We start from the raw sequence: 17869 nt of genomic DNA, 5'->3' as shown, positions 1-17869 counted from the left end.
GCCGCACCGTGTCGGGCGCCCTCCGGGGACACACGCATCGCGGCTTCTTCCAACTGCCGATTGCTCAACGGTGCCACCGCGTGGGCACAAGTGCCCACCCTACGGTGCGCAGCTGCCAACATCGCATTGCCACAACTACCACGCTTCATCTACCCGTGTTAAACTCGCGCCTCGCTAGGGGTCCTGGAACTGTGTTCCGGGTGAGAGATACCCTTCGTACCTGATCTGGATAATGCCAGCGAAGGAAAGCGCGCAAAGCAGTTCACATCTTGTTTGCCCTTCCCCCACGTTGGCTCCGGCTTTTTATTAAAAGCAGTGCGCCGCCACGGTGGCGCGCGAAAGCGAGCAAACCAATGAAACCCGTCTTCAAGCATTCCCTCCTCGCCTGCGCCCTCGCGCAGGCCTTTGCCGTCCATGCCCAGACCGCCGAACCGGTGAGCTCGGTGCTCGTCAGCGGCAGCAAATGGGCCGCCAGCGACCGCGCCAGCATCGGCGGCTTCGCCGACATGCCGCTGATGGACATCCCGGCCTCGGTGGTGGCGATCGGCCGCAGCCAGATGCAGGACCTGTCGATCCGCTCCGTCAGCGACGCCGCCCAATACGACGCTTCGATCGGCGACGCCTACAACGCGGTCGGTTATGCCGAGCAGTTCTCGGTGCGCGGCTTCGCGCTGAACAACAACTCGGGCTACCGCAAGGACGGCATCGCGATTCCCGGCGACACCCAAATCCCGCTCGAGAACAAGGAACGCTTCGAGCTGCTCAAGGGCGTCGCTGGCCTGCAGGCGGGCCTGGCCGCACCAGGCGGCGTCATGAATTTCGTGACCAAGCGCCCGACCGATACACCCCTGCGCTCGGTCACTGTGGAAGCGCGCGAGCGCGGCACCCTGCACGCCGAGGCGGACCTCGGCGGCCGCTTCGAAGACACGCGCTTCGGCTACCGCATCAACGCCGCCGCCGACCGCCTGCGTTCGTATGTCAAAGGCGCCGACGGCAAGCGCCAGTTCGTCTCCGGCGCTTTCGACTGGCAGATCACGCCCGACGCCCTGCTCCAGCTGGACATGGACTTCCAGCACAAGGAGCAGGTCACCGCGCCCGGCTACCAGCTGATCCGCGGCGTCGACCTGCCAGGCAAGGTGTCGCCGAAGCTGCTCCTCAACGCCCAGCCCTGGACCAGGCCGGTCGACACCGACAGCGCCAACTTCGGCCTGCGCTTCGCCTACCGCCTGAACGCGGACTGGAACGCGACGGTCAGCGCCAACAAGCACTGGTTCAAGCGCGACGATTTCACCGCCTTCCCTTACGGCTGCAGCAACGAGGGTGATGGCTACTATCCGGGCTATTGCGGCAACGGCGACTACGACGTCTACGACTACCAGAGCGTCGGCGAGCGCAAGGCCCCGCTCGGCCTGCAGGCCCAATTGCAGGGCCACCTGGACACGGGCGCCCTGCGCCACCTGCTCACGATCGGCACCAGCTACGCCGAGCGCCACAACAGCTACGGCGATTACGTGTACGACTACGCCGGCTACAGCAACATCTACCATCCGCTGATCACCGACCCGGCGCCGGGCAACCCGACCACCGGCCCGGTCTACGAACGCTTCCGCGACCGCGAACGCGCCGTGTACGTGCAGGACATCGTCACCCTGAGCCCGCAGCTGGCCGTGCACGCCGGCCTGCGCTACGTGAAAGCCGACAGCGCCCAGCAGCCCGCGTCCGACCTGCCGTGGGTGAACGACAAGGCCTCGTTCGCGCTGCCGAACGTCTCGCTGGTGTACAGCCCGACGAAAAACTGGAATGTCTACGGTACCCTCGCGCATGGCCTGGAGTCGGGCGGCGTGGCGCCGATCGAAACGACGAACGCGAACATGGACCTGGGACCGAACCGCTCGAAGCAGCTCGAGTTCGGCGTCAAGGGCATTGCCGGCGCAGGCGTGTCGGTCAGCGCCGCCGTGTTCCAGATCACCAGCGGCCTGGAATACACCGACGCCGACAACACCTTCGTGCGCAAGGGCCAGCGCAAGCACCGCGGCCTCGAACTGTCGGCCCAGCGTGCGTCCGGCGGCCTGGCCTACGGCGCCTCGGTGCTGGCCCTGCGCGCCCGCCAGGAAGACACCGGCGACGCCACGCTGGACGGCAAGCGCGTGACCAACGTGCCCGGCCTGAAGACGACCGCCTGGGCCGAGTATGCGGTGGCAAGCGTGCCGGGCCTGAAGCTCAATGGCCAGTGGCAGTACGCGGGCAAGAAGACCTTCGATCCGGAGAACACGGTCGACGTGCCGGGCTACCACGTGGTCGGCCTCGGCGCCGCCTACGCCATGAAGATGGGCGCGACCAGGGTCACCCTGCGCGCCCGCGTCGACAACCTGTTCGACAAATTCTACTGGCGCGACGTCACCCAGGACCTGGGCGGCTACCTGCTGCCGGGTGCGCCGCGCACGGTACGCCTGTCGGCGCAGTTCGACTTTTAAGAACTGGCCCCGGGCGGCGCGATCACACCGAGCGCCGCTTCGACCTGCCGCAGCCTGTGCGGCAGGTCGCCCTCCGCCAGCACGAAGCGGATGCCGCGCGCATCGAGCTCCCCTTCCACCATCCCGAACACGCGCTCACGCACCTCTTCCGATTCGCGCATCAGGCCATCGGGCACCCACGGCGTGTCGGGCGCCGTCACCAGCGTCAGCGCGTAGTCGTGCCGGCGCGCCAGCGCGTCCAGTTGCGCATCGACCCGGCCCCAGTACACGCGGCTGTAGAGCGCCGTCATCAAGGGCGTGGTGTCGCAGAACAGAAAGCGGTTCGCCTGCGCGGCCGCCGCGTCCTCGCGCGCCAGCTGGGTGCGGGCGATGCCGTACTGGTCGGCTTCGAAAGGCACGCGCCCGTTGACCTCGACGAATTCGCGCAGGTATTCCGGCACCCATACGGTGTCGTAGCGCCGCGCCAGCGCTTCGCACAGGGTCGATTTGCCGGACGACTCGGCGCCCAGCACGGCGATGCGGCGCACGCTCATGGCCGCACCTGCGCGAGCCTGCTCCAGGCGCGCAGGCCCTGGGCGGCCAGCACCACGAACACCGCATACAGCACGGCCGTCACATGCAGGTCCTTGTAGACGTACAGGCCGACATACAGCACGTCGACCACCAGCCAGACATGCCAGTTCTCGACTTTTTTACGCGCCAGCAGGAACTGGCCGGCCAGGCTGCCCGCCGTGAGGAAGCCGTCCATGTGCGGGACATCGGTGTTCGTGTACCTCTTCAGGAACCAGGACAGCAGCAGGAAGCCCACGCCCCAGCCGGCCAGCGTCCAGGCCCAGCCCGCGCCACCCAGCCGGGTGACGACCAGCTTGGTGTCGCCGGCGCCGCGCAGCCACTGCCACCAGCCCCAGACCGAGGCCGCGATGAAGACCAGCTGCAGCCCGCTGTCGCCGTACAGGCGGGCGTCGAAAAAGACGAGCGCATAGGTGGCGGACGACGCGATCGAGAACAGCCAGGCCCAGTGGTTCTGGCGGATGTTGAGCAGCACCGTGATCACGGCGAGGGCGAAGGAGATCAGTTCGAGCGGGGTGGTGCTGAAGCCGAACAAGGCCAGGGTGTCGTTCATGCGTGAGGCGCACAAGCCGGGATGCGCCAGGTCGCGCAGGGCATGTCGATAGAAGAAATAAGGTGTAGCTCATCGGGCTGGCGAGTATGCACCCACGCGCTTGAATATGCAATGAAGGTGGCGCGTCGCAAGAGTCCAACATGTTGTTAAAAAGAATTTTATTTGTAGAAATATGATTGTTATACTGAAATAGTTCTACAACACCCGTAGTCAAAGGGACCTCGTCAAAGAAAAACTATCAGGAGACGTTTCATGCGTTTGCATCTTGCGGCCATCTGCGCCGCTTTGCTGTCGGCCCTGCCGGTCCTTGCCCAGGCAGCTGTCCCGCTCGCCGCATTCGTGCACGAGGACCAATACTACAACCCGCGCCTCGCCCCCGACGGCAAGCACATCGCGATCACCACGCGTGTCCCCGATGGCGACCGTTTCGTGCCGGTGCTGACGATGTATTCGCTGCCGGACATGAAGATCACCGGCGCCATGCGCTTCCCGAAGTTCGAGCTCCCTGTCAGCTACCAGTGGGTCAGCCCGACCCGCCTGGTAGTCGCCAAGGGGCGCGAGATCGGGTCGCGCGAGGCGCCCGTCGCAACCGGTGAGCTCGTCGCCACCAACCTCGATGGCAGCAAGCAGGAGTACCTCTTCGGCCACGACATGTGGAAGTCTTCCTCGCGCGGCGACCGCTACGGCGACGACCATGCCTTCGGCTACATCGAGGACGTGTCGACGAAGCGTGACGGCCACCTGTTCGTCACCAGCCGTTCGTGGCAAGGCAAGACCACCATGCTCTACGACATCGATTCGGTCCGGGCGACGCGCAAGCTGATTGCCAGCGTGCCCGAACAGGACCTGACCTTCGTCCTCCAGAAAAACGGCCTGCCGCGCTTCGCCTTCGGTACCGACCAGCAGTCGCACGGGGTCGAATACCGCTTCGACGAGGCCAGCGGCAACTGGAACAAGATCGCGAAAGACACCGGCCGCCGCTATGTGCCGCTCCAGTTCAGCGAGGACGACCGCGAATTCATCGTCCGGCATTCGGCAAAGGGCGAACCGGACCGCCTGATCAGCGAGAACCTCGCAACGGGCCAGCGCAAAGTCCTGTTCGCCGATCCGGTAGGGGATGCCGGATCCTTCGTCTATACCCGCGATTCGCTGCCGATCGGGGCGGCGTCGGCGGTGGGTATCCCGCAGGTGCACTATTTCGACGAGACCAATGCCGACGTCCAGCTGCACAAGCAGCTGAGCGCGCAGTTCCCTGGCCAGGACCTGCGCTTCATCGACTTCAGCGACGATGGAAAGACGCTCCTGTTCAGCGTACGCAGCGACCGCGATCCCGGCTCCTATTACCTGTTCGACCGCACGACCATGAAGGCCGACATGCTGTTCTCGGCGATGGAAGCGATCGATCCGGAGCAAATGGCCGAGCGCCGCCCGATCAGCTTCAGGGCGCGCGACGGCCTCGAGCTGCACGGTTTCGTCACGATGCCCGTCCACGCCGCCGGCGCCAGGCTGCCGCTGGTCCTGCTGCCGCATGGCGGCCCGCACGGTATTCACGACGACTGGTTTTTCGACGAGGACGCGCAATTCCTGGCCAGCCGCGGCTATGCGGTCCTGCAGGTGAATTACCGGGGTTCGGGCGGACGCGGCGTCAATTTCAAGGAGGCGGGCTACCGCCAATGGGGCGGCAAGGTGCTCGACGATCTCGAGGACGGCACGCGCTGGCTGATCGCCCAGGGCGAAGTCGACGGTAACCGTGCCTGCGCCTATGGCGCCAGCTTCGGCGCCTATGCCTCGCTGATGCTGGCGGCGCGCGAGTCCTCCCTGTTCAAGTGCGCGGTCGGCTATGTGGGCGTCTACGACCTGAAACTGTTGGCCAAGCCGGAAAACAACCGCCGGGATGACGTCATGGCCGCCACGGTCCGCAAATATGTGGGCGACGACCCGGCGGAACTCGACCGCATCTCCCCGACCATGCTGGCGGCGAAGATCAAGGTGCCGGTGTTCCTGGTCCACGGCGGCAACGACAAGATTGCCCCGGTCGAGCATGCGCATGCGATGCGCGCGGCACTGACTGCGGTCGGCCGGCCGCCCGAGTGGTTCCTGGCCCCGACCGAACGCCACGGCTTCTACGACACGGCCAACCGCACCGCCTTCTACCAGAAGCTCGAGGCTTTCCTGGCCAGGAACATTGGCAAGGAAGCGCCAGCGAAGTAAGGCGGCTCCAGGCCCCTGTCGAACCCGGAACCGCGGTGCACCCACGCCGTGGTTTTTTTTCGGGCCGGCGCTGGACTGCCCGGATCCGGACACCATTGTCCGGCACCGGGCACGACTACCCGCTGCAAGCGCTCCGTACGGGGCACACGAGGCTGGCACGATGCTTGCAAAGAGAGGCATACGACCAACGCCACCGCCATCATGGACCAAGCCCTCGATCCTGCCTTTCTCGACCGCCGCCGGCGCACTCGCCTGCTCGCCGGTGCCCTCCTCTTCGCCGCTGTCGCCGGCGCCGGCTGGGGCCTGAACCGCGTGCTGCGTCCGAGCGTGGATGGCGCCGACATCGTCGTCTCCACCGTGCGCCGCGGCGACGTCGCCAGCACCGTGAGCGCGGCCGGCGTCGTGATTCCCGTGCATGAGGAAGTCGTGGCCAGCCCGGCCGCCAGCCGCGTGGCCAGGGTACACGCCAAGCCGGGCCAGCAGGTCGCGCAGGGCGAGCTGCTGCTCGAACTCGACGACCGCGAGATCCGCCTCGCACTGGACGCGCTGCAGGAGCAGCTGGCGCAGCAGGAAAACCGCATCGCCGCGCTGGCGGTCGAGCACGAGCAAAAACACAAGCAGCTCACCAGCAGCATCGAACTGCTCGAACTCGACCTGCTGTCGGCCAGGGCCCGCCACGAGCGCAACCAGAAGCTGCGCCAGAGCGGCCTGGTGTCGGGCGAAGACCTGCTGGGCGCGGAGCTGGCCGTCAGGCGCACCGAGATCCAGCTGCGCCAGCAGCGCGAGCAGATCGTCGACAACCGGCGCGCCACGGCCGGCAGCGTCGACGCGGCCCGGCTGCAAAAGGACATCCTGAAAAAGCAGATCGCACAGCAGGAACGCCTGCTGGCCCAGGCGCGCGTCTGCGCCCCCTTCACCGGCATGCTCACTTCCCTGGTGCAGGAAGAAGGCGCCAGCGTCAGCGCCGGCCTGCTGCTGGCGCGGGTCTCCGAAATGAACAATTACCGGGTCGAGGCAACGCTGTCGGACTTCCACGCGCGCCTTCTGGCGCCGGGGCAGCCGGTGCGCGTCGAGCAGAACGGCGACGTCATCGCCGGGCGCGTGCACACGATCCTGCCCGAGATCCAGAACGGCACCGTGAAACTGCTGGTCGACCTGGCGCAGCCGCACAACCCGCTGCTGCGCAACAAGATGCGGGTCGACGTCAACATCGTCACCGCGGAAAAGAAGGGGGTGCTGGTGCTGGACGCGGGCGCAGCCTTCAACGGCAGCGGGCAGCAGGCCGCATTCCAGGTCGCCGACGGCGTGGCGCGCAAGACCGCGCTGCAGCTGGGCGGCGGCGACGGCAAGCTGGTGGAAGTCGTGGCGGGCGCGCGCGCGGGCGAACGCTTCATCGTCTCCGACACAAAGGCCTTCGCCCAGCAGGACAAGATCCGCATCGCCAATTAACGACAACGACGACCACGACAACGAACAAGGGGACCGACATGATCCGACTGAGCAAAGTAAGCAAGACCTACCGCACCGACAAGGTGGAAACCCTGGCCTTGAAAGACGTCGACCTGCACGTCAAGAAGGGCGAGTTCGTCGCCATGATGGGTCCCAGCGGCTGCGGCAAGAGCACCTTGCTGAACCTGATTGGCCTGCTTGACCGGCCCGGCCAGGGCAGCATCGAAGTCGAAGGCATCCCGATCACGCGCTACCGCGACAAGCAGGTCGCCAGCCTGCGCAACAGCACCTTCGGCTTCATCTTCCAGAGCTTCCACCTGATTCCCGATTTGCGCGTGATCGACAACGTCGAACTGCCGCTGCTGTACCGGAAAATGGCGGCCGGCGAACGGCGCCGCCTGGCACGTGAAGCGCTGGAAAAAGTGGGCCTCGGCGCGCGCATGGACCACTATCCGAACCAGCTCTCGGGCGGCCAGCAGCAGCGTGTGGCGATCGCGCGCGCCATCGTCGGCCAGCCGCAGGTGCTGCTGGCCGACGAGCCGACCGGTAACCTCGACAGCAAGATGGGCAAGGAAGTCATGGACATCCTCCTGAAACTGAACGAGGAAGGCACGACGGTCGTGATGGTCACCCACGACGAGCGCGAGGCGCGCCGCACCAGCCGCATCGTGCGCGTGTTCGACGGCCAGCTGGTCGCTTGATTAAATTCACTGAGCCGAGGAGCCTTTATGTTCCGCAATTACCTGCTCACCGCATGGAAGGTCTTCATGCGCCGCAAACTGTTTACGTCGATTAACCTGCTGTGCATCGTGCTCACGCTCGTCGTGCTGATGGTGATCGCCTCGCTGCTGGAAACCGCCTTCCACCCGAGCGGCGTCGAAGGCAAGAGCGACCGCTTCCTGCAAGTGTTCATGGTGCGCATGGACAGCCCGAACGGCAACAGCCGCAGCCACACGCCGCCCGGCTATAAGCTGATCGACAAATACCTGAAGCCGATGCCGGGAGTCGAACGCGTCGCCGCCGTCACCATGCCCGCGGCGGTCTCGGTCTACCAGGGCACGAACGTGAGCGAGCTGCAGATGCGCCACGCCGATGCCGACTACTGGAAAGTACTCGACTTTCGCCTGCTCGCCGGTCGCTTGCCCACCGCCGGCGACGATGCCGCCGGACGCATGATCGCGGTGCTCAACGCCTCGAGTGCGCGGCGCCTGTTTCCGGGGCCGCAGGGGTCGCCGGGGTCCCCGGGCGCGGCGATCGGCCAGCACATCGACGTCGGCGGCCAGGTGTTCGAGGTGGTCGGCGTGGTCGAGGATGCGATGCACCTGAACGCCTTTGCCGACATCTGGGCGCCGATCTCCACCTTCGCATCGAGCGACTACCGCAACCAGCTGACCGGCATGTTCACGGCGCTGCTGCTGGCCGAGCGCCCCGCCGATTTACCGCGCATCCGGGCGCAGGTGGCGCAGATCGCGAAGGGCGTGGTGCATGAGGATCCGACGCAGTGGAAGACGGTCCGCTTCTGGGCCGACGGCAAGCTCGACCTCTTCGCACGCATCCTCACGGGCAGCGACGACGGGCCCGACTCCGGCGCCGGCAAGCTGCTGGCCGGGATTGTCGTGGCGATGGTGCTGTTCATGCTGCTGCCGGCCCTGAACCTGGTCAACCTGAACCTTGGGCGCATCATGGAGCGGCGTTCGGAGATCGGCGTGCGCAAGGCCTTCGGCGCCACCAGCAGCCAGCTCGCCGTGCAGCTCGTGATCGAGAACGTCCTGCTCTGCCTTGCCGGCGGCCTGATTGCCCTGGGCGCCACCGCAGGCGTGCTGGCCTGGCTGGAGAGCGCCGACCTGATTCCCTACCTGAAGGTCGACCTGAACCTGGCCGTGTTCGGCTGGGGCATGCTGATCGCCACCGTCTTCGGCCTGCTCTCCGGCGTGCTGCCCGCCTGGAAGATGTCGCGCCTCGACCCCGTCCACGCCCTGAAGGGAGCCATCTGATGTTCCGCCATTTGTTGAAACTGACCTGGAAACGCAAGTCCAGGAACCTGATGCTGAGCCTCGAGATCCTGCTGGCGTTCGCGATCGTATTCGCCGTCGCGGCCTTCGGCCTGCGTTACCTGCAGCTGTACCGGATGCCGCTGGGTTTCGACGCGGCCGACGTCTGGTCGGTGACGGTGCAGGCCGGAGACGACCGCACGAAGCGCTTCGACGACACCGTCTACGACAACCTGCGGCGCGGCCTTGCCGAACTGCCGGAAGTACAGGGCGTCGGCTTCGCCAGCTTCGAACCGTTCGCGATGTCGACCATTTCCAGCGACATGCGCCGCAATGGCGGCGCCACCGGCGGCAAGAAGGTGTACAACGAAATGATGGACGCCGACGACGGCATGGGCGGGGTGCTTGGCCTGCAAGTGGCCGAAGGCCGCTGGTTTTCGCCGCTCGACAACGGCAGCGCGCAACGGCCGGTCGTGATCAACCGCCGCATGGCCGACGCCCTGTTCCCCGGCGAGCGCGCGCTCGGCCAGCAGTTCAACGACGGCGACGGCCGGCAGCAGGGAACAGGCTACCGCGTGGTCGGCGTGGTGGACGACTTCCGCGCCAAGGGCGAACTGGCGGCCCCGGTCAACTTCGTTTTCACCCGCTTCGAGCCGGGCAAGAACGGCAGGGACGCACGCACCATCCTGCTCAAGGTGAAACCCGGCACCACGCGCGATTTCGAACGGCGCCTGAACGCACGCCTGAAACTGATCCGCAACGACTGGTCGTACCAGATCGAGCCCCTGACGAGCACGCGGGCCTCGATGATGAAGTCGCGCATCATCCCGCTGATCGTGGTCGGCGTGATCGCGGCCTTCATGCTGCTGATGGTCGCCTTCGGCCTGTTCGGCGCGCTGTGGCAGAACACGACCCAGCGCATTCCCGAAATTGGGCTGCGGCGCGCGGTGGGCGCCAGCGCCGCCGGGATCTACCGCCAGATCGTGGCCGAACAGTTCATGCTCAGTTCGATCGCCATCGCGCTCGCCCTGCTCCTGCTGGTGCAGTTGCCGCTGACCGGGGCGCTTGGCGACAACCTGAACTGGCAGGTCTTCATCGGGGCCGCAATGCTGTCGATGGCCGTGATCTATCTGCTATCCTTGCTCTGCGCGGTCTACCCGGGGTGGCGCGCCAGCCGCCTGTCCCCGACCGAAGCGCTGCATTACGAATAGACATATAAAAAAACTGACGATGCACATTTCCCGTTCTCCGCGCATCCTCGTCGTCGACGACGATAGCGCGGTCCTGGTCTCGCTGGCCCTGCTGCTCAAACAATCCGGATTCGAACCGCTGCGCGCCGCCAGTGCGCCAGAGGCGCTCGAGGTGCTCGCGCGCGAACCCGTGGACCTGGTCCTGCAGGACATGAACTTCTCGCCGCAGACCGGCGGCGAGGAAGGCCTGGCCTTGCTGGCCCAGGTGCGCGAACGCCATCCCGCGCTGCCGGTGTTGTTGATGACGGCCTGGGGTTCGATCGGGCTGGCGGTGGCCGGCATCAAGGCCGGCGCCGCCAACTTCTTCACCAAGCCCTGGGACAACGCACAGTTGGTCGAACTGGTGCGCGCGACGCTGGACCTGGCGTCTTCCGCCAGCGGGCCGTCGCGGCGCGCGCTCGACGAGCAGTTCGATTTTTCCGGCATCGTCGGCGAGCATCCGAAGCTGCTGCGGGTACTGGCCACCGTCGGCCAGGTCGCCCGTACCCGCGCACCGGTACTGATTTTGGGCGAGAGCGGCACCGGCAAGGAGCTCGTCGCCGATGCGATCCATCGCAACAGCCCGCGCGCGGCGCAGGCGATCGTCAAGATCAACATGGGCGCCATCACCTCGACCCTGTTCGAGAGCGAATTGTTCGGCCACGTGCGCGGCGCCTTTACCGACGCGCGCAGCGATCGCAAGGGCCATGTGGCGAGTGCCGAGGGCGGCACCCTGTTCCTCGACGAGATCGGCGAACTCAATCGCGGCGACCAGGTGAAACTGCTGCGCGTGCTGCAGGACGGGCGCTACCAGCCGGTCGGCGCCAGCCGCAGCGAACAGGCCGACGTGCGCGTGGTGTCGGCCACCAACCGGGAACTGGCCGAACTGGTGGCCGCCGGCGAATTCCGCGAAGACCTGTTCTACCGCCTGAACCTGATCACGATCCGCCTGCCGCCGCTGCGCGAGCGGCGCAGCGATATCGCGCTGCTGGCGCGCCATATCGTCGCCACGGTGGCCGCCGGCTATGGCCTGGGCGAGGTCTCGCTGACAGGCCAGGCGCTCGAATGGCTCGCCGCCCAGCCCTGGCCCGGCAATATCCGCCAGCTGAAACAGACCCTCGAACGCACGCTCCTGCTGGTCGACAAGGCGCAGCTGACCCAGGCCGATTTCGTCAACGCCGGCCAGCTCGACGAAGCGGGCGGCGCGGCCCGCCTCGGCGTGGACGGGATGACGCTGGAACAGGTGGAACGCCACATGATCGAGCAGGCGCTGGCCCAGCACACCGGCAATATCTCGCGCGTGGCCAAGGCGCTCGGCCTGTCGCGCACCGCGCTGTACCGCCGCCTGGAACGGCACGGCCTGGGCGAGGTGGGCGGCGAGGAAGGCGCGTGAGCCTGCACCGCCGGCTCGGCGCCTACCTGCTGGCGGTGCACCTGGCGCCGTTCGGCTGTGCGCTCCTGCTGCTGCCCGCACAGCCACTGCTGTTCGTCGGCGCCGAGCTGCTGCTGCTCGCCAGCCTGGCGGCGGGATGGCGGCTGGCGCGGCGCGCGCTCGAGCCGCTGGACTACACGCGCCGCCTCCACGAGCTGCTGCAGGACCAGCACTACGCCAACCGGCTGGTGCCGCCCGCTTCCGGCGAGCGCGGCGAGCTGGGCGAGCTGGTGGCGATGTTCAACACGATGCTCGCCGCGCTGCACCGCGAGCGCCTGATGGCCGGCGAGCAGCAGGGCCTGCTCGACCGCTTGCTCGAGGCCACGCCGAGCGCGGTGCTGGTGTTCGACTTCGACGGCGCCATCAGCCTGGTCAATGCCAGCGCCTGCGGTCTGCTCGGGCTGGAGCGGCCGCACGGCAAGTCGCTGGCCGGCTTGCTGGCCAAGGATGCGGCGCCTGACGCAATCATGGCGCCGCGCGAGCGCGAGCGGTCGCGCGACCTGGTCGCCCAGCTCGACACGCTGGCGCCCCTGGAAAGCCGCCTGCTGACGGACCTCGACGGCCGCCGCTACCGCGCCCAGCGCGGCCAGTTCTACGACCGCGGCTTCGCGCGCCACTTCCTGTTCGTGGAGGAACTGACCGCGGAACTGGAAGACTCGGAACGCGCCACCTACGCCAAGCTGGTGCGGGTGCTGGCGCACGAGGTCAACAACACGGTGGCCGCGACCCGCTCGGTGCTCGATTCGCTGCTGTTCTATCGGAGCCAGTTAACGCAGGATGACGCCGGCGATTTCTCGACGGCGGTCGATGCGGTGCGGCGCCGTAACGTCAGCCTGGGCGAGTTCATCGACCGGTTTACCCGCGTGGTCAAGATGCCGGAACCCGAGTTGCGCCCGGCCAGCCTGCGCGGAACCGTCGACGACATCCTCTGGCTCAATCGCGAGGCCTGCGCTGCGCGCGGCATCGAACTGCGCTGGAAACGCTGCGACGAGGTCGCGCCGATCGCGATGGATGCGCAGCTGATGGAACAGGCGCTGCTAAACATCGTCAAGAATGCGATCGAGGCGGTGGGCGCGCGCCAGGCGCTGGGTGTGGCGGGCGGCCACGTGCATGTGTCGCTCGAGGCGCAGGGTGACGAGGCGGTGCTGGCGGTGATCGACTCGGCCGGCCTGCTCGGCGAAGTCGCCCCGCGCCGGCTGTTCACGCCCTTCTTCACGACCAAGCGCGGTGGCCAGGGCATTGGCCTGATGTTCGTGCGCGAGGTGCTGAACCGGCATGGTTTCCCCTATACGCTGGCCGCGACGGGGAATGGCGAGACACGTTTCGAGATCCGGTTCGCGTAGGGTGGGCGGGAAACCCGCCCACCCTACAACCGCATAAAAAAACCGCGGCCCGGATCGCTCCGGCCGCGGTTCTTCACGAACGCATACCCGCTTTACTTCTTCGGATACTTGATCGTCATTTCCTTCAACAGGTTGTCGGCATGGTCGACTTCCTTCATCACCCACAGCATGTAGCGGATGTCGACGTGGATCGCGCGCGTGATTGCGGTGTCGAAGTACCAGTCCTTGGTGATCGACTCGTAGGTGGAGTCGAAGTTCAGGCCCACCAGCTCACCGCGCTTGTTCATCACGGCCGAACCGGAATTGCCGCCGGTCGTGTCCGCGCTCGACAGGAAGTTCACCGGCACGGTGCCCAGCACCGGATCCTTGAACACGCCATAGCGCTTCGCCCTCACCGCTTCGCTCAGCGCCGCCGGCACCAGGAACGGCTCCTTGCCGGTCGCCTTCTCGACGATGCCCTCGACGGTCGAGAACGGACCCTTGACCAGGCCGTCGCGCGGCGAATACGGCGACACGGTACCGAAGGTCACGCGCAGCGTCGAATTCGCGTCCGGGTAGACCGGTTTGCCCTGCGATTTTTTATACGCGATCACGGCCGCCATGTACTGCGGAATCGTGCGGTCGAGGTTGCCGTCGACTTCCTTGCGCCGCTCGTCGAGCCTGGTGGCGACATCGTTCAGGCGCACCGCGAGCTGGATGAATGGATCGTTCGACTGCTGGAAAGCGCTGGCATCCTTGCCAACCCACGCCAGGCGTTTGGAGGTATCGGCCAGTTCGGTCGACTTGTACAGCGCGTCCAGGCTGTTCGCGTTCGGCAGCAGCGCGTCCAGGCCCTGCGGGCGCAGCTGCGTGTCGATCTTCGCGTAGCGGTTCAGCGCCGCGGCGTAGCGCGCCTGGTCGACGCTGGCGACGAACGATTGCTCGAGGCGGGTCAGGCGCGCCTTGATGAACGACAGGTCGCGTTCCTGGTAGCCGGCATCGCGCTGGGCGTCCGGCTTCTGGCGTTCCTGCGCCAGGCGGTACAGGAGGCGCGCGCTTTTGAGCAGGTCGCTGTGCGTGGCTTCGGCGTACGCAGCCTCTTCGCGCGAGAGCGCCATGTCGGCGGCGATCACGGCATCGAGGTCCGCCAGCAGCTTCGGTCCGCTCCCGATACCGTTTCCGTTGCGTGCATACCAGGCGCGGAACTCGGCATCCTGCACGTCCTTGATCGCGGCGACGTCCTTGCGCGCGAAGCCGTCCATCAGGCCTTGCGTCTTTTTCAGCACGTTGTTCAGGCTTTTCGCGACGCTGGCGTAGCGCACGTCCCAGGCCGGGTTGCCCTTGGTCGCTTCGGCGATCACGGCCAGGTCGGCGGTGATGGTGGCCGCCTTGGCCGGGAAATCGGTGTCGCGCGCGAAGCGGATTTCCGATGGCAGCTTGTAGCGGCTGGTGCGGCCCGGATAGCCGGCCAGCAGGATCGGATCGCCGTTCTTCAGGCCTTCCGCCGAGACGACGAGGAAATCCTTCGATTTATAGGGCACGTTGTTCGGCGACGGGTCGGCCGGGCGGCCATCCGGGCCGACGTAGGCGCGCAGGAAGGAAAAATCGCCGGTCTGGCGCGGCCATTCATAGTTGTCGATGTCACCGCCGAAGTTGCCGATCATGTCCGACGGCGCATACACCAAGCGCACGTCGCGGATCATCAGCTGCTTGATGCGGTAGTACTCGAGGCCGCGGTGGAAGGCCGGCACCGAGCAGCGGTAGGCCTTGTCGCTCTCGCACTCGGCGATCAGGGCTTTCACGCGCGCCGAAATGGCTTCGTTGCGCTGGCGGCCGCTCAGGTTCGGGTCCAGGTCCTTCAGCACGCGGCTGGTGACGTTCTCGACCTTCTCGGTCACGTAGACCAGCGTGCTCGGACCGCCCGGCAGTTCTTCGGCGCGCGTTTTGGCCAGGAAGCCGTTGACGATGTAGTTCTTTTCCGGGGTCGAGTTGCGCTGGACGGCGCCATAGCCGCAGTGGTGGTTGGTGACCACCAGGCCGTCGGGTGAGACGAACGAGGCCGAGCAGCCGCCCAGCGAGACGATCGCGCTCATCGGATGCTTCGACAGGTCGGCCAGCTTCTCGGCCGGCATGGTGATGCCGATGCGTTTCAGTTCGGATTTCAGCTGCGGCAGCTGGTGCGGCTGCCACTGGCCTTCGTCGGCGGCGGCATTGGCCGCGACGCCCAGGAGAACAACAGGAAGAACGATCGATTTGAACAAGGCAGGCCCCTGATGATGAGAAAATCAAGCGGCGAGTATAGCCCGGTTGCCAATCGCGAGAAAACGATTTTTTGCCGTCAATATATAAGTTCAGGTATGCGTTCCGGCCGGCCCGCACGCATGCCGCCGGCCCGGAATCGGCGAGGAAAAACTCAGGCCTGCCTGCGTTTGCGTGCCGCGGCGGCGACCGCCACCAGGCCCAGGCCCAGCAGCGCGAAGCTGCCCGGCTCCGGCACGTCGCTGCCGCGCGTCTCGAAGTTCCAGGTAGTCGTGCCCTGCCCCTTGAAGCCGACGCTGACATTGTCGACGTAGCCGGTGAAGCTGCCGTTCCAACCGGAGCCGATGCCGAATTCGAGGCCGAGGATGGCGGTGTTCGCGCCCAGCACATCGGCCGGCGCGCCTGGACGCGGGCCATCGATCCACTCGGCCAGCGACACATCGTACTGTTCGACCGTGTTCCCCGGGCTGAACTGGCGCATCCAGAAGTTCCCGCCCAGGACATCGCTCGTCGTCCAGCGGTCTTCGACCATGCCGCCGCCGTTGTAGACCTGTTCCCAGACCAGGTAGCCGTGGTCGAGGGTCGTGGCGGCGTCGCCGTCCGCGTCGTAGCTCAGGCGCAGTGCCGGCTGCAGGTGCGCGGCGGCGGTCCCGCCGCTGCTGCGGAACCAGTCATAGCTCAGCGCATCCAGGTTGCCCAGGGTGCGCCCTTCGACAAAGCCCCAGCTGTAGACATAGTCGGCCTTGCCGTTGCCGTTTGCCAGCGACATCTCGACCGAACCGTTACCGCTGCGTGCATTGGTGTTGCTGATGGCCGCGCTACTGCTCTCGTGCACATTGTTGACGAACCAGTGGTTGGATGCGACGGCCATATCGTCCGGCGTGACCGTGATGGTCGTGGCCTGAGCGGAGGCCGCGCTGGCAGTGGCAGCGGCGATCAGGATGGCGCGAAGCAGCGTGGTCATGGTCAGGTCCCTGGTAAATGAATTGTTTGAATTATGTACTACCGAAAGGTTTCAGGCTATCACTAATAGTTGCACTTATGAAAATTTAACGGGCAACGTCTATTGCCAACAACACATTCCCGCCTATCCAGCTAGAATGGCTGTCTTGCCGCCGCTTCGATCGATACCATGGGACGCATCACTACTTCCTTCTCCACCCTCCTGCGCCGCCTCGCGCTCGACGCCTTCACCGTCGGCCTGATGGTCATGGTCCTGGTGGCGAGCGTGCTGCCGGCCAGCGGTCAGGCCGGCCTCGTGCTGGACAAGATCACCACGCTGGCCATCGGCCTGCTGTTCTTCCTGCACGGTGCCAAGCTCTCGCGCGAAGCGCTGGTCGCGGGCCTGACGCATTGGCGCCTGCACCTGCTGGTACTGGCCGCCACCTTCGTCATGTTTCCGTTGATGGGACTGCTATTCAAACCGCTGGCACTGAGGCTGCTCACGCCCGAACTGACGATGGGCATCCTGTTCCTGTGCGTGCTGCCCTCGACCGTGCAGTCCTCGATCGCCTTCACGGCGCTGGCGCGCGGGAACGTGGCGGCGGCCGTGTGCAGCGCGACGGCCTCGAACTTCCTCGGCATCTTCCTCACGCCTTTACTCGTCGGCACGCTGGTGGTGCAGGGTGCCCAGGCAGGCGGCGGCTCGGGCCTCGCGCAGATCTGGAAGATCGTCGAGCAGCTGCTATTGCCCTTCATCGCCGGCCAGCTGCTACGGCCCTGGATCGGCGCCTTCATCGACCGCCACAAACCGGTGCTGCGCTATGTCGACCAGGGTTCGATCCTGCTGGTGGTGTACATGGCGTTTTCCGAGTCCGTCAACGAAGGCCTGTGGCAGCACATCTCGGGTACCGCGCTGGTGGTACTGACCGTGCTGTCCTGCGTGATGCTGGCGATCGCCCTGGGCCTGTCCGCCTGGACCAGCCGCCGGCTCGGCTTTTCAAAAGAGGACGAGATCACGATCGTGTTCTGCGGCTCGAAGAAAAGCCTGGCCAGCGGCGTGCCGATGGCCAAGGTGCTGTTCGCGCCGTCGGCGCTGGGGATGGTCATCCTGCCGCTGATGCTGTTTCACCAGATCCAGCTGATGGTGTGCGCGGTGATGGCGCAGAAGTGGGCGCGGCGGGAAGCCGAGCCGGTGGAAGCAGCGGAGACGGCCGCGGACCTGTCGCGCTAACGGCTCACGGTTCTTTCTTCTCGTCCGGCGCCGGCGCCGGCGACGGCGGCGTCTCCACGATCAGCAGCGTGCGCGAGACGGCCTGCGCGTCCTTCTGCTGCACGACCTGCACGGCGACTGCGCGCCCGTCGACGACGGGTTTCGGATGACGAAAGAAGAACATGGCGGACCCGGCTCGAGTAATTGAACATCCAAGCTGGGGCCGA

14 protein-coding genes and 1 riboswitch are annotated in these 17869 nt (G+C 66.2%); of the genes, 9 read left to right on the top strand and 5 right to left on the bottom strand.

The genetic code is table 11. From position 1 onward, the window contains the following. Nucleotides 1-166: 166 nt before the first annotated feature. A riboswitch (TPP riboswitch) is annotated at nucleotides 167-264 on the top strand. A gap of 89 nt (nucleotides 265-353) precedes the next feature. Next, the gene (locus tag AC1MEM_RS12185; RefSeq protein ID WP_499477526.1) at nucleotides 354-2474 is read left to right on the top strand and encodes a TonB-dependent siderophore receptor; all 2121 of its coding nucleotides are present in this window, start codon (nucleotides 354-356) and stop codon (nucleotides 2472-2474) included. Here AC1MEM_RS12185 and AC1MEM_RS12180 read toward each other — a convergent pair. Together AC1MEM_RS12180 and pnuC are read right to left on the bottom strand one after the other, a co-directional pair. Further along, a complete protein-coding gene (locus tag AC1MEM_RS12180; protein ID WP_499477524.1) occupies nucleotides 2471-3007 on the bottom strand; it encodes an AAA family ATPase in 537 nt (178 codons plus the stop codon). The genes AC1MEM_RS12185 and AC1MEM_RS12180 overlap by 4 nt on opposite strands. Then, nucleotides 3004-3597 (bottom strand): nicotinamide riboside transporter PnuC, encoded by a 594-nt coding sequence (gene pnuC, locus AC1MEM_RS12175; protein ID WP_499477523.1) that lies wholly within the window; start codon nucleotides 3595-3597, stop codon nucleotides 3004-3006. Before pnuC ends, AC1MEM_RS12180 begins: the two co-directional genes overlap by 4 nt. Before the next feature lie 252 nt (nucleotides 3598-3849). Here pnuC and AC1MEM_RS12170 point away from each other — a divergent pair, with 252 nt between their 5' ends. The 7 genes from AC1MEM_RS12170 to AC1MEM_RS12140 all read left to right on the top strand — a co-directional run bounded on the left by AC1MEM_RS12170 (nucleotide 3850) and on the right by AC1MEM_RS12140 (nucleotide 13252). Further along, nucleotides 3850-5808 (top strand): alpha/beta hydrolase family protein, encoded by a 1959-nt coding sequence (locus AC1MEM_RS12170; RefSeq protein WP_499477521.1) that lies wholly within the window; start codon nucleotides 3850-3852, stop codon nucleotides 5806-5808. Nucleotides 5809-6009: 201 nt separating this feature from the next. Then, entirely contained in the window at nucleotides 6010-7257 is a 1248-nt protein-coding gene (locus AC1MEM_RS12165; protein WP_499477519.1) for an efflux RND transporter periplasmic adaptor subunit, read from the top strand. 38 nt (nucleotides 7258-7295) lie between these two features. Continuing rightward, a complete protein-coding gene (locus AC1MEM_RS12160; RefSeq protein WP_499477518.1) occupies nucleotides 7296-7958 on the top strand; it encodes an ABC transporter ATP-binding protein in 663 nt (220 codons plus the stop codon). A gap of 27 nt (nucleotides 7959-7985) precedes the next feature. Next, nucleotides 7986-9251 (top strand): ABC transporter permease, encoded by a 1266-nt coding sequence (locus AC1MEM_RS12155; protein WP_499477516.1) that lies wholly within the window; start codon nucleotides 7986-7988, stop codon nucleotides 9249-9251. Then, nucleotides 9251-10459, top strand: coding sequence for an ABC transporter permease (locus AC1MEM_RS12150; RefSeq protein WP_499477515.1), 1209 nt, complete (start codon nucleotides 9251-9253; stop codon nucleotides 10457-10459). The genes AC1MEM_RS12155 and AC1MEM_RS12150 overlap by 1 nt, the downstream gene beginning before the upstream one ends. A 19-nt stretch (nucleotides 10460-10478) precedes the next feature. Continuing rightward, complete coding sequence (locus AC1MEM_RS12145) at nucleotides 10479-11870, top strand: sigma-54-dependent transcriptional regulator (RefSeq protein WP_499477514.1); 1392 nt, start codon at nucleotides 10479-10481, stop codon at nucleotides 11868-11870. Then, on the top strand, nucleotides 11867-13252 hold the full coding sequence (locus tag AC1MEM_RS12140; RefSeq protein ID WP_499477512.1) for a sensor histidine kinase: 1386 nt from the start codon (nucleotides 11867-11869) through the stop codon (nucleotides 13250-13252). Before AC1MEM_RS12145 ends, AC1MEM_RS12140 begins: the two co-directional genes overlap by 4 nt. A gap of 92 nt (nucleotides 13253-13344) precedes the next feature. Here AC1MEM_RS12140 and AC1MEM_RS12135 read toward each other — a convergent pair whose 3' ends face one another. Together AC1MEM_RS12135 and AC1MEM_RS12130 are read right to left on the bottom strand one after the other, a co-directional pair. Further along, nucleotides 13345-15492, bottom strand: a complete 2148-nt coding sequence (locus AC1MEM_RS12135) for a S46 family peptidase (protein ID WP_499477510.1) — start codon at nucleotides 15490-15492, stop codon at nucleotides 13345-13347. Between the two features lie 152 nt (nucleotides 15493-15644). Then, nucleotides 15645-16454 (bottom strand): PEP-CTERM sorting domain-containing protein, encoded by an 810-nt coding sequence (locus tag AC1MEM_RS12130; protein ID WP_499477509.1) that lies wholly within the window; start codon nucleotides 16452-16454, stop codon nucleotides 15645-15647. A gap of 168 nt (nucleotides 16455-16622) precedes the next feature. Between AC1MEM_RS12130 and AC1MEM_RS12125 the strand changes: the two genes are divergently transcribed. After that, nucleotides 16623-17663 (top strand): bile acid:sodium symporter family protein, encoded by a 1041-nt coding sequence (locus AC1MEM_RS12125; RefSeq protein WP_499477507.1) that lies wholly within the window; start codon nucleotides 16623-16625, stop codon nucleotides 17661-17663. A gap of 4 nt (nucleotides 17664-17667) precedes the next feature. Here AC1MEM_RS12125 and AC1MEM_RS12120 read toward each other — a convergent pair whose 3' ends face one another. Beyond that, nucleotides 17668-17826: a hypothetical protein gene (locus AC1MEM_RS12120; protein ID WP_499477506.1), complete on the bottom strand. Its 159-nt coding sequence runs from the start codon at nucleotides 17824-17826 to the stop codon at nucleotides 17668-17670. Nucleotides 17827-17869 lie beyond the last annotated feature (43 nt).

The organism is Telluria sp. AIW5 (assembly GCF_056680575.1).
Note: the sequence above shows the minus strand (reverse complement) of the source record. Positions and strands in the feature narration are given on the sequence as shown.

Excerpts from the sequence above, each read along its gene's own strand:
- AC1MEM_RS12145 (WP_499477514.1), top strand. The coding sequence starts at position 10,479 with ATGCACATTTCCCGTTCTCCGCGCATCCTCGTCGTCGACGACGATAGC.
- AC1MEM_RS12150 (WP_499477515.1), top strand. The coding sequence starts at position 9,251 with ATGTTCCGCCATTTGTTGAAACTGACCTGGAAACGCAAGTCCAGGAAC.
- AC1MEM_RS12165 (WP_499477519.1), top strand. The coding sequence starts at position 6,010 with ATGGACCAAGCCCTCGATCCTGCCTTTCTCGACCGCCGCCGGCGCACT.
- AC1MEM_RS12125 (WP_499477507.1), top strand. The coding sequence starts at position 16,623 with ATGGGACGCATCACTACTTCCTTCTCCACCCTCCTGCGCCGCCTCGCG.
- AC1MEM_RS12185 (WP_499477526.1), top strand. The coding sequence starts at position 354 with ATGAAACCCGTCTTCAAGCATTCCCTCCTCGCCTGCGCCCTCGCGCAG.
- AC1MEM_RS12130 (WP_499477509.1), bottom strand. The coding sequence starts at position 16,454 with ATGACCACGCTGCTTCGCGCCATCCTGATCGCCGCTGCCACTGCCAGC.
- AC1MEM_RS12180 (WP_499477524.1), bottom strand. The coding sequence starts at position 3,007 with ATGAGCGTGCGCCGCATCGCCGTGCTGGGCGCCGAGTCGTCCGGCAAA.
- AC1MEM_RS12170 (WP_499477521.1), top strand. The coding sequence starts at position 3,850 with ATGCGTTTGCATCTTGCGGCCATCTGCGCCGCTTTGCTGTCGGCCCTG.
- pnuC (WP_499477523.1), bottom strand. The coding sequence starts at position 3,597 with ATGAACGACACCCTGGCCTTGTTCGGCTTCAGCACCACCCCGCTCGAA.
- AC1MEM_RS12155 (WP_499477516.1), top strand. The coding sequence starts at position 7,986 with ATGTTCCGCAATTACCTGCTCACCGCATGGAAGGTCTTCATGCGCCGC.
- AC1MEM_RS12120 (WP_499477506.1), bottom strand. The coding sequence starts at position 17,826 with ATGTTCTTCTTTCGTCATCCGAAACCCGTCGTCGACGGGCGCGCAGTC.
- AC1MEM_RS12160 (WP_499477518.1), top strand. The coding sequence starts at position 7,296 with ATGATCCGACTGAGCAAAGTAAGCAAGACCTACCGCACCGACAAGGTG.